Raw genomic sequence first — 11,570 nt, 5'->3', positions numbered from 1 at the left:
ACAAAGATTAATCAGCATTGGTTGCGCTGGTGACGGCCATACTGAAAGCCGCTGCGGGAAGCCCGGTACTACTGAATAAACCGGGTTCGGGGTTATCAGCCCAGCCATAACGAACGTGAAGCGGTTGACTGACCTTAGCGCTGGATAGAATCACCTTGTCGTTGCTAATGCGTACGTCAGCCCAGTAGTACTGGTTATCAGCGCCAGCAATAGCAAAGCTCTGCGTTAAGGGTGATGCTTCAGTCAGGCCATCGCCGGTATGGCTAAAGTGCACAATGACTTTGTCGTCCTGTCGCTCTGCTGTAGTCGGTACAGGGCCCTGATAAGCAATGTCCTGATCGTAGGCGATGTTGCGGGCAGCCAGTGCAAGCCGTTTTCCTACAGTAGCCTTATTGACCGGATGGATGTCGTTCCATTCTCCCACATCAAGGGTGACCACAGAAGCGGTGTTATCAAGCGTTCCAACCTGGCGTTGCTGGTCTCGCAGAACTGCCCAGTTGCTCTGGACAGGTTGTGCCTGTCGAGCCATAAAATTGGTTAGCTGAACAATAATGAAAGGCATGTCCGGCTGTTGCCACTGGCCACGCCAGTGATTAATCATAGCGGTTAGCTTCTCTGCGTAGTCATTGGGCGCGCCGCTGTTCGACTCACCCTGATACCACAGGGCCCCGGTAAGCGGGAAGCGGGTCGCTGGCGCTATCATTGCATTGTAGAGTCCCATGGGTTGCCAGCGGATAAACGTGGAGCCAGCCAGACGGGGCATTTTGGCAGCAATTTTATAGTGCCATTCGCCTGCCAGTGGGTAGCGCGCGTTGTCGGTGCCTAAAAAGTAGGCCTTGTCCTGTACAAATCCTGTTGAACCGCCGCCGGAGGTAATGCGAATGGCAATAACATTTTCGCCTTTCTTAAGCATGTCCGGCGTAACATTGTAGCGCCGTGGAGGGTACTGATAACCTGTGCCGCCAACTTCATGACCGTTAATATACGCCGTGTCGGCATCAACAATGCGTCCTAATCGGAGTGTGACAGGCTCCGCGGGTACCTCGTCCAGGTGGAGTGTTTTTCTGAGCCACCAAACGCCAATAAATTCTTTGCCGTTGGTCGGCAGGTTACCCGGCATTGTGATAGCTTGCCAGGCACTGTCGTCTAATTCCGGATCGTACCATTTAACCTCTGACTGCAATCCTTCGTCGGATTGATGAAGTTTGGCATACCACGAATCAGAACGGGCTTTATCGTCTTTACGGGTTTGCTTATCTACTGCCGGATCGGCAAAGCGTTCACCGGCAGCAATTTTGTCAGGATAGGGGCTAAGAATATCTTTGTGCATCCAGGCTTCAATCGGCGAGCCCCCTAATGACGCATTCACAATACCTATGGGCACATTCTGATCAAGGTGGATCTGGCGCGCAAAGTAGTAAGCTACGGCTGACAGGTGGCGAATGTTTTGCTGTGTGGCACTGCGCCACTGGCCGCCGCTGTAATCGCTGTTCTGGCCATCGAAACGGTATGTATCGGGCACAGTGAATTCGCGGATCAGCGGAAAGTCTGCTTCGGCAACATCAAGCGGGTAGGCCTCTTCAACACGGGCCATGGTCAGCTCCATGTTTGACTGCCCGGAGGTCAGCCACACATCACCAAAGTACAAGTCATTAACCGTCAGGGTGTCGTTGCTTTTGATAATAAGCTGATGAGGGCCGCCGGCGGGGTGTGCTGGTAACTCAAACCGCCATTTGCCGTTGGTTGCGCTGGTTTCACCCAGCAGTTCGCCGTCAAACAAGATTTGAACCGGTGCTTTTGAATCTGTGGTGCCGGTTAACGGAACAGGCTTATTGCGTTGTAACACGGCGTGGTCTGAAATAAGCCGGTGTAATGTGGTGGCTGCTCCTGCACATTGCGCGATAAGACAGGTACATAGCAAAAGTAACCGAATCAAATTATGTCTCCTTCAGAAACAAAAAAAGTGCAGAGGCTGTCTGCACTTTTTAAGTAAAAATAACGGCTTAGCGGAAGATAACCTGGTTGACCTGGTTTTCCAGCAGTTCCTGGCTGCCTGACACCTGTCTAGGGTTAAGCTGCTGCTCAGTGGTCAAGCCGGCCAGTGACTCCAAAGAGAAAGCACCGTTGAGGATTTTCTCGCCCAGCTCGCCGTTCCAGCCTGCGTAACGCTTGGCTTTCGCATCGGCAATAAAGTCGTTTTCAAGCATTGCTGCGGCTTTTTTCAGCCCCAGAGCACAGGTATCCATACCACCAATATGGCCGTGGAACAGATCCGCCGCATCAATACTCTGACGACGTAACTTGGTGTCGAAGTTAAAGCCACCTGAGGTGTAACCGCCATTTTTAAGAATTTCGTAGCAGATCAGCGTCATTTCTTCCACGCTGTTAGGGAACTGGTCAGTATCCCAGCCTAACTGTGCGTCACCGCGGTTGGCATCAATCGAACCGAACACACCCAGTGCAAATGCCGTGGCAATTTCGTGGTGGAAGGAATGGCCGGATAACGTTGCGTGGTTGGCTTCGATATTGACCGCGAACTCTTTTTCCAGGCCGAATTCTTTCAGGAAGCCATAAACGGTTGCCGTATCGTAATCGTACTGGTGTTTAGTTGGCTCCTGAGGTTTTGGCTCTATCAGCAGCAAACCGTCAAAACCGATTTTGTGTTTATGCCCCACTACCATATTCATAAAGCGGCCAAGCTGAGCACGCTCACGCTTGAGGTCGGTATTGAGCAGCGTTTCGTAACCCTCACGGCCACCCCACAGTACATAGTTAGCACCGCCAAGGGTTTTAGTGGCGTTCATGGCGTGAAATACCTGAGTTGCTGCGCGGGCAAAGATCTCCGGATCCGGATTGGTCGCTGCGCCTGACATATAACGCGGGTGACTGAAGACGTTAGCAGTGCCCCATAACAGTTTCATGCCGGTGGCTTCCTGTTTGGCCGCCAGTACTTCCGTCATTTCGCTGAAATTACGAATATAGTCGTTAACGCTGTCACCTTCTGGCGCTACGTCAACGTCGTGAAAACAGTAGTACGGTGCGCCGAGTTTGCTGAAAAACTCAAAGGCGACATCCGCTTTTTGTTTTGCCCGCTCCATAGCATCGCCTGGCTGTAACCAGGGACGGTCGAAGGTATTGCCACCAAACACATCGGCGCCATCCCAGCAGAAGTTGTGCCAGTAACAGGAAGCAAAGCGTAAATGCTCTTCCATGGTTTTGCCTAACACCACTTCTTTGGGGTTATAGTGTTTGAATGCCAGTGGGTTAGTGGACTCAGCACCTTCGTACTGGATTGGGCTGATGTCCTGGAAAAAATCCGCCATAGTTAACTCCTGAGTGGGCCGAATGGCCCGTTATTTTGATGATTGCTAATACTGTGCAATCGGCGTGTATTCGACAATTATGTAAACTTCATCGACTTTTGTGTTTTTTGTTAAAATTGTGAATGAAGTGAAAAGTATAGCTCGCGGAACTGCTGGCGCCGCTGATCGTAGTAGTTTTTAAGCGCAGAATCAGGCTCGTAGCTGGCAACCAGCTCTGGTACCGGGCAAATATCACTAACCGGTGTTTGTGGTGAAACACCCAGCTGTGCCAGCCTGGCTGCACCTAAAGCCGGCCCTACATCACCGCCTTTGCGATAATTCATGGCAATGCCGCTGACATCGGCCAGCAACTGACGCCAGTAAGTGCTTTTAACTCCGCCGCCAATCAGACTAATCCCGTCTACCTGGATGCCACAGCCGTGCACCGCGTCGATACCGTCGGCCAACGCCATAGAGACGCCCTGCACCACAGCCTGGGCCATATGCGCCCGCGTAGTGGAAGCGGTTAATCCAAAAAAGCCAGCTTTGGCGTTGGGATTGTTATGTGGTGTGCGTTCGCCGGTTAAATAAGGCAAAAAGAACGGCGTATTCGGATCATCCGGCCGGGTATTGTTAACCACGTCGTCAAACAATTCGGCAACGGAGCTGTAACCAGAGTTTTTGGCAAACCAGTCAAGGCAGCTGGCTGCGCTAAGCATTACCGACATCAGATGCCAGCGGTGTCCTACGGCATGACAAAAGCTGTGTACCGCCGATTCCGGATCGCTGCGGTAATCATTGGTCACCGCAAAATAAACCCCGGAGGTGCCGAGCGACAGCATGGCCTGGCCGGCATCAACAATGCCACAGCCTACAGCTCCTGCTGCATTATCGCCAGCGCCTGCCACTACCGGAACGGCTTTCATGCCCCAGCGTTTGGCTGTCTTAGCTGTAAGGTAACCGGTGATCTCGTTACCTTCATAGAGTGTTGGCATGTGCTTTTCACTTAAACCACAGGCCATCAGCATGGATTTGCTCCAGCTACGCTCGCCGGTGTTCAGCCAGCTTGTACCGGCCGAATCTGACATGTCAGACGCAAACTCACCGGTGAGTTTATAGCGCAGGTAGTCTTTCGGTAGCAGGACCTTATCCACCTGTTTAAAAATGTCCGGCTCGTTTTCTTTTATCCACAATAATTTGGGAGCAGTAAATCCCGGCATCACCAGGTTACCAGTGATTACCCGTGCTTTTATTATAGTGCTTTCCAGCGTTCGGCACTGGGCTTCACTGCGACCGTCATTCCATAATATAGCCGGGCGTAACACCTGGCCCACTTTATCCAGCAGGGTAGCGCCGTGCATTTGCCCTGCCAGACCCAGCGCCTTAACAACCGATAAGTCGTTACGCTGCTTTAATTCATCCAGTGTTGCACAGGTTGCTGTCCACCAATCCTCTGGATTTTGTTCAGACCACAGCGGTTGCGGTATGGCTACCGTTAATGAAGAGGACGCTGAGTCCACCACTTTACCGCTTTCATCGGTCAAAATGGTTTTGACACCTGATGTGCCAAGATCAATACCAATATACATAGTTACTCTCACCGGAAAGATTAGGCGCTTATGCTGATTGCGAAATCACTAAATCGCAATTACGAAAATTTGTTACTTTTTTGTTAATTCGAACAAGGTGTATTAGTATGCTCGGAAAGAAGAAATATCGTAAAAAAAAGTTATTTAATTTAAACAAAGTGGTTAATTGGTATACAGCTTCAGGGCGAAACATTAATCACTACGGGCACAATCGGTTAGCACGGAGCAGTTCATGTTTGAGAATAAACACAGTATTACGCTTTTATTTAATGCCAATAAAATTTATGACCGACGCATTATTGCGGGGGTAGGTGACTACCTGCAAACCTCAAAGGTTGACTGGGATCTGTATCTGGAAGAAGACTTTATGGCGCGCCTCGACCATTTGGATGAATGGAGTGGTGACGGCATTATTGCCGATTATGATAACCCGGAAATTCAGGCTGCTCTGCATAAGGCCAATGTACCGGTGGTGGGCATAGGGGGCTCTTACGAGAATCCGGCCGATTATCCCGATGTGCCTTATGTTGCAACCGATAACTACGCCCTCATCCAGGCTGCCTTTGAGCACCTCAGACAAAAAGGTATCCAGCGCTTTGCATTTTATGGTGCACCGGTGAATGAGCATCATCGCTGGGCCCAGGAACGTGAAAATGCGGTATTAGAGATCACCCGCTCTCAGGGCTATGAGTGTCATGTTTACCGCGGGCATCCGGTACGGCCTGAAACCTGGCAATACACAACCAAACGTCTGGCCGACTGGCTGAGAAGCTTGCCAACGCCGGTGGGGATCATTGCGGTTACCGACTCGCGAGCGCGTCATTTACTGCAGGTGTGCGACCATATTGGTATGCTCATCCCGGATAAAATGTCGGTTATCGGTATAGACGATGATGAACTGGCCCGTTATCTGAGCCGGGTTAGCCTGAGCTCAGTGCGTCAGGGTTGCTTTGAAATGGGGGTTCAGGCTGCTAAAACTCTGCACCGAATCCTGAAAGGCCATAATAAGCCGCGCAAGCCGGTGCTGATCCCTCCTGAATGTGTTGCAGAGCGTCAGTCTACCGATTTTAAAGCCATCAGCGATCCACATGTAATGCAGGCAATGCATTATATCCGGCAGAACGCCTGCCGTGGTATTAAGGTAGACCAGGTGCTCGACTACGTAGGGGTCTCCCGTTCAAACCTTGAACATCGTTTTAAAGAAGAACGTGGCCACAGTATTCACAATGAGATCCACAATGAAAAACTAAGCCGTGCCTGCAAGATGCTGGAGAATTCTGACGAAGCCACCTCACAGATTGCCAAGATCTGCGGTTATCCATCGTTGCAGTACATGTATGCGGTATTTAAAAAGCACTTTGACCAAACGCCCAAGGAGTACCGCGACGCACGGCGCGATAAGGAAGAACAGGACCTGTCACTCAAGGCATCCTGAATGTGATAGCTGGCGGCAGGTAAACAAAACTCAGCCTGCTTCCGGCCCCTATTTTGTCACTTTTTTATCTCTTAATCCCCTTAATTCATAAGGTTAGCTAAATAGCGACGGTCGCTTCACACGACTTCTGCTTGTTTACATTTACTTCACAAAAAACGCAAATCTGGTGAGATTTTTCATAACGCCTGCGCGTTGAAGCCTTGCGGGCTTTAACGTTAAATGCCAGTCACATTAGTACACAGAGAATGTTTATGAAGCAGCGTGTTATTTTATCTTTACTGACAGGCCTGTTGATGACCGGGTGTAACTCTGCCGGTTCTTCAGGGTCTGCACAGCAGGCAACGGCTAAGCCTGCAGCGATGTCTGCAGAAGTGACCTTTGACTGGTTTAAGTATGCAACGCCGAATAACCGCCCTGCGGCGCCAGCCGGCGAATATGCCAATCCGATTTTGCCGGGCTTCTATCCTGATCCGTCTATCACCAAAAAAGGTGACTATTATTACCTGACCACGTCTTCTTTCAGCTATACCCCGGGCTTACCCATTTTACGCAGTAAAAATCTGACCGACTGGGAGCTGGTGGGTTATGCCCTTGACCGTGAAGAGCAAATGGAATTCTCCGGCGCACGCATTTCAAGAGGGATCTTTGCGCCAACTATTCGCTACCATGACGGACTATTTTATATCATTACTACGTCGGTAGATAACGGCGGCAACTTCATTATCACTGCCAGCGATCCGGCCGGTCCCTGGTCTGAACCCATCTGGTTACCGGAAGTCGGAGGTATCGACCCGGACATTTTCTTTGATGACGATGGCCGTGTTTACATCACTCATAATGAAGCCCCTCCTGGCGAGCCTTTGTATAACGGCCACCGGGCTATCTGGATGTGGGAGTATGATCCCGCCGCTCAGAAAGTGTTAGCCGACAGCCGCAAACTGCTGGTAAATGGCGGTGTAGATATTAGTCAGGAGCCTATCTGGATTGAAGCGCCGCATATCTACAAAGTGAATGACTGGTATTATTTGTCCTGCGCGGAGGGGGGCACCGGGCCACAACACTCGCAGGTGGTATTCCGCACACGTTCTCTGGATGAGCCTTTTATTCCGTACGAAAACAATCCGATTCTGACCCAGCGGGATCTGAGCTGGCCGCGACCCAACCCGGTAGATACCGCAGGCCATGCCGACATGATTCAGACTGACACCGGCGAGTGGTGGGCCGTGTTTCTAGGCACCCGACCGTACGAGAATTACCTCTATAACACGGGGCGGGATACCTTTTTACTGCCCGTAGAGTGGCGTAATGAATGGCCGCATATTCTACCGGCAAAAACACCTATTCCGCCTACCAGCCCGCGCCCGACTGGAACCAGCAAGCAGCAGGGCACGGATTTTTACGATTGGGATGACCAGTTTGACGGCAATAGCCTGAGCGTGCGCTGGCAAACTCCGCGGGATTTTGACCGCCACTGGGTGAGTGTTGAAAACGGCGTGCTGACTATGTCGCCGTTGGAGAATGCCCTTTATAGCAAGGAAATGGTGAGCTATGTGGGCTCGCATCAGGCTGCCGCTTCGTTTGCGGCGACTACCGAAGTGACCATCGCCAACGCTTCATCAGCAGAGGCTGGTCTGGCGGCATTCCAAAGTGCCCGCTACCACTATTTTCTTGGCTTACGCGGTGAGCAGGGGCGCTATGAGGCGTTTGTTGAACAGGTAGTTGACGGCAAGGTAGCCACTGTTGCCCGTCTGCCCCTGACAACCCCGATGGGGGAGCCAGTAAAAGTAAAAATTCACGGCGAGGGAGCATTAATTGACTTTGCTGTTGAGCAGGATGGTGAGTGGCTGGCCGTGGGCGAATCGCAGGATGCTACCTGGCTAAGTACGCAAAAAGCGGGTGGCTTTGTTGGTACCACTATTGGCCCCCACGCCAGAAAATAATAAGAGGTAAAGGCATGTTAAAGCGCGTTGTATGTATTTTATTGGTGTGTTTGTGCGTACCGGCCCTGGCGAGTGACTATGTTACCCATCAGTATGCGTCAGGCGACTTTGTGGTGGCCGATGGCACCGCAAAACAAACGGCGACTATCTGGGTAGACAGTACCGCCAACCCGGGGATTAGAATGGCGGCTGAATCGTTGCAACAGGATATCCTCCGTGTAACCGGCCTTAAGCCTCAGTTAACCAGTAACAAAGACGACCTTTCAGGCCACGTGATCATCGTTGGTGAGCGCGGTCAGGCTGCGCTGGTGGATAAACTGATTAGCAGTAATCAATTCACAGTTCAGCCAAAGGCCCGGCAGTGGGAAGGTTATCAGCTCGATACGATAGCGAGCCCGCTCCCCGGCGTTGAACAGGCCTGGGTGATCAGTGGTAATGACCGGCGCGGCGTCATTTTTGGTATTTATGATCTGAGTGAAAAAATCGGCGTGTCGCCCTGGTATTGGTGGGCTGATGTACCGGTTATCACCCATGACAAACTCTACATTAAGGCCGATACGCATATCAGCGATGCGCCCAAAGTGAAATACCGGGGGATCTTCCTCAACGATGAAGCGCCAGCCCTTACCGGTATGGTGCACGAGCAATTCGGTGGCTATAACGCTAAGTTTTATAAGCATGTTTTTGAACTGCTGCTGCGGCTGAAATCCAACTTTTTATGGCCGGCGATGTGGAACAATGCCTTTGCTGACGATGATCCGCAAAACATGTATCTGGCCAATGCTATGGGCATAGTAATGAGCACCTCACACCACGAGCCCATGATGCGGGCGGATAAAGAGTGGAACCGCTATGGCAGCGGTCCGTGGGAATATTCAACCAACCCCGACAAACTCTACGACTTCTGGGTAGAAGGTGCTAAGCGTTACAAAGATAAAGACGGCATTTTCACCCTTGGCATGCGTGGTCAGGCTGATACGCCAATGAGCGAGGGCGAAAATATCGGCTTGCTGGAAAAAATCGTTCACGATCAGCGGGAAATTCTTGCCGATGTGATGGATAAGCCACTATCTGAAGTGCCGCAAGTGTGGGCATTGTACAAAGAAGTGCAGGGCTTCTATGAGCGGGGCATGCGTGTGCCGGATGATGTTACATTACTTTGGTCTGACGACAATGCCGGCAATATTCGCCGCCTGCCAACCGAAGCCGAGCGCGGCCGTAGCGGCGGTGCCGGAGTGTATTATCACTTTGATTATGTGGGAGGCCCGCGGTCTTACCGGTGGATCAATACCGTGCCGCTGGGTAAGGTCTGGGAGCAAATGAATCTCGCCTGGGAGTATGGTGCGGATAAAATCTGGATCACCAACGTAGGCGACTTAAAGCCTATGGAATTACCTATCAGCTTTTTCCTGGCGCAGGCCTGGGATCCGGAGGCATTTAACGCGCAGTCTGCCAAACGGTTTACCCGGGAATGGGCAGCGAGTCAGTTTAACGGACAGTTTACTAACGATATTGCTGAGTTGCTGACAGTTTATACGCTACAAAACGGCCGACGTAAGCCCGAAGCGCTGAGCCCGGAAACTTACAGCGTACTGAACTACAACGAAGCCGACCGGATAAGCGAAACACTGGCCGAAGCGGCGGATAAAGCCAATAGCATTTATGAGCGCATCGACAGTGATTATCAGGATGCATTTTTCCAGCTGGTTGCGCATCCGGTGTGGGCTACCCAGGCCATGTTTGAGTTAAACCGAGCCCAGGCGCTGAACGCTCTGTATGCCGAACAGGATCGCGCTTCTACGTCGGCCAAGGCGGCCACAGTCAACGCGTGGTTTGAACGGGATGCCGAGCTTACTAAAATGTATCACAGCATCAAGGGTGGCAAATGGAACCGTATGATGTCGCAGCCACACATTGGTTATGTGTACTGGAATAACCCGCCGGCCAATATTCCTCCGGTAGTTCAAACCAAAGCACTGGCTCAACCCGCTGTAGCTGATATGGGCGTTTCAGTTGAGGGAAGCCGTGCTTACTGGCCCGCCACCGGCGGATTGTTGCTGCCGGAATTTACGCTCTACGGCGAAGCGACTCGCAACTTTACCGTGTACAACCGGCAGGGCAAGGCTTTCAAGTGGTCGGCGACAGCCTCACAACCCTGGATCGTGTTGGAAAAAAACAGCGGTGAGCTGCTGACAGATACACCAGTTGCGGTTTCCATTGACTGGTCTCAGTTAGAGGTTGGCCATCACGAGGGGACCATTAATGTGAAAGGCACCGGCTGGGGCGGCGCGAACATAAAAGTTACTGCGCACAAACCAGAACTTACTGCAATGCCGGTTAGCGGCGACTTTATTGAAGCAGACGGTTATGTGGCGATGAATTCCAGCGAGGCCAAGGTGAAGTCGACCCCGAATGGCAGTTGGCATAAGGTCGCGGTACACGGGCGGACAGGCGAAGCTATGAGTGCGGCACTGCCGCCGTACTCAAGCCTGAAACCCCAGCAGGCGCCAGCACTGGAGTTTCCAGTATTCCTTACCTCAACCGGCGAGTTTCCGCTTACCCTCCAGCTATCGCCTTCATTGCCGTTTGATGAGGCAACGGGCATTAAAGTGGCGGTAACCCTGGATGGTGAGCATGTGGCTACACTTGCGTTGCCTTCACAAAAAGACAAGCAAGCCTGGGCGCAGGGGGTAATGGATAACGTGAAAGAACTCAGTACTACATTGCCTGTGACTAAGGCAGGTCGCCACCGGTTGGCGGTAAAAGCCTTAACGCCAGGAGCCGTATTACAGCGGGTTATCATCGATACTGGTAATCTGAAACCCAGCTATATTGGGCCGCCCCAAAGGCGCGCACCCTAAGAAAATATCAAGAAATAAAGGGGGCGTAATAAAGGGGTCAGAGTTAATTAAATAAAGGGGGCAGAGTCTGAGGTATCCCCACAAATAATAATGCAATATCAATAAGATAAAAAAAGATAGGAACATTCATGACGTTTGGTGATCAGATCAATCGCCAAAAATCACCGAGACCAAACTGCCATGAATGCCCTATCTATTGTGAACAATGTCATATCGCTTGTCAGCTATAAAATGCATAAAGCGCGTCGGGATGTGGTAACGGCGTGCGTGAAAAGCCTTCTTCATGGAAGCGCAGCAAGCGTAACGAGTATTGGTCGTGGGATTAGTACTAAAGCTTATGAAAAACATCGGATTAAACGTGCCGACCGCTTGCTTTCAAACCCGCATTTATTAAGTGAAACACCGTTTATCTATGCATCTATTTGCCAACTATTTTGTGGCAG

The 11,570-nt window shown here is 51.3% G+C and carries 6 protein-coding genes and 1 pseudogene; 4 read left to right on the top strand and 3 right to left on the bottom strand.

The window, feature by feature from the left end; genetic code table 11:
- Nucleotides 1-7: 7 nt before the first annotated feature.
- The 3 genes from C6Y40_RS00810 to xylB form a co-directional block, all read right to left on the bottom strand.
- On the bottom strand, nucleotides 8-1,936 hold the full coding sequence (locus C6Y40_RS00810; protein ID WP_105932876.1) for a sialate O-acetylesterase: 1,929 nt from the start codon (nucleotides 1,934-1,936) through the stop codon (nucleotides 8-10).
- A gap of 67 nt (nucleotides 1,937-2,003) precedes the next feature.
- The gene (gene xylA, locus C6Y40_RS00805) at nucleotides 2,004-3,323 is read right to left on the bottom strand and encodes a xylose isomerase (RefSeq protein WP_105932875.1); all 1,320 of its coding nucleotides are present in this window, start codon (nucleotides 3,321-3,323) and stop codon (nucleotides 2,004-2,006) included.
- A gap of 110 nt (nucleotides 3,324-3,433) precedes the next feature.
- Nucleotides 3,434-4,891, bottom strand: coding sequence for a xylulokinase (gene xylB / locus C6Y40_RS00800; RefSeq protein ID WP_105932874.1), 1,458 nt, complete (start codon nucleotides 4,889-4,891; stop codon nucleotides 3,434-3,436).
- Nucleotides 4,892-5,123: 232 nt separating this feature from the next.
- Here xylB and C6Y40_RS00795 point away from each other — a divergent pair, with 232 nt between their 5' ends.
- The 4 genes and pseudogenes from C6Y40_RS00795 to C6Y40_RS24875 all read left to right on the top strand — a co-directional run.
- Complete coding sequence (locus C6Y40_RS00795) at nucleotides 5,124-6,326, top strand: XylR family transcriptional regulator (RefSeq protein ID WP_105932873.1); 1,203 nt, start codon at nucleotides 5,124-5,126, stop codon at nucleotides 6,324-6,326.
- A gap of 251 nt (nucleotides 6,327-6,577) precedes the next feature.
- Nucleotides 6,578-8,266 (top strand): glycoside hydrolase family 43 protein, encoded by a 1,689-nt coding sequence (locus tag C6Y40_RS00790; RefSeq protein WP_105932872.1) that lies wholly within the window; start codon nucleotides 6,578-6,580, stop codon nucleotides 8,264-8,266.
- Between the two features lie 14 nt (nucleotides 8,267-8,280).
- On the top strand, nucleotides 8,281-11,127 hold the full coding sequence (locus C6Y40_RS00785) for a glycosyl hydrolase 115 family protein (protein WP_105932871.1): 2,847 nt from the start codon (nucleotides 8,281-8,283) through the stop codon (nucleotides 11,125-11,127).
- A 180-nt stretch (nucleotides 11,128-11,307) separates the two neighbouring features.
- A pseudogene (locus C6Y40_RS24875) lies at nucleotides 11,308-11,570 on the top strand (IS4 family transposase); the annotation flags it as partial.

Origin of the sequence: Marisediminitalea alba, from assembly GCF_002993365.1 — a bacterium.
Classification (GTDB): domain Bacteria; phylum Pseudomonadota; class Gammaproteobacteria; order Enterobacterales; family Alteromonadaceae; genus Alteromonas; species Alteromonas alba.
Note: the sequence above shows the minus strand (reverse complement) of the source record. Positions and strands in the feature narration are given on the sequence as shown.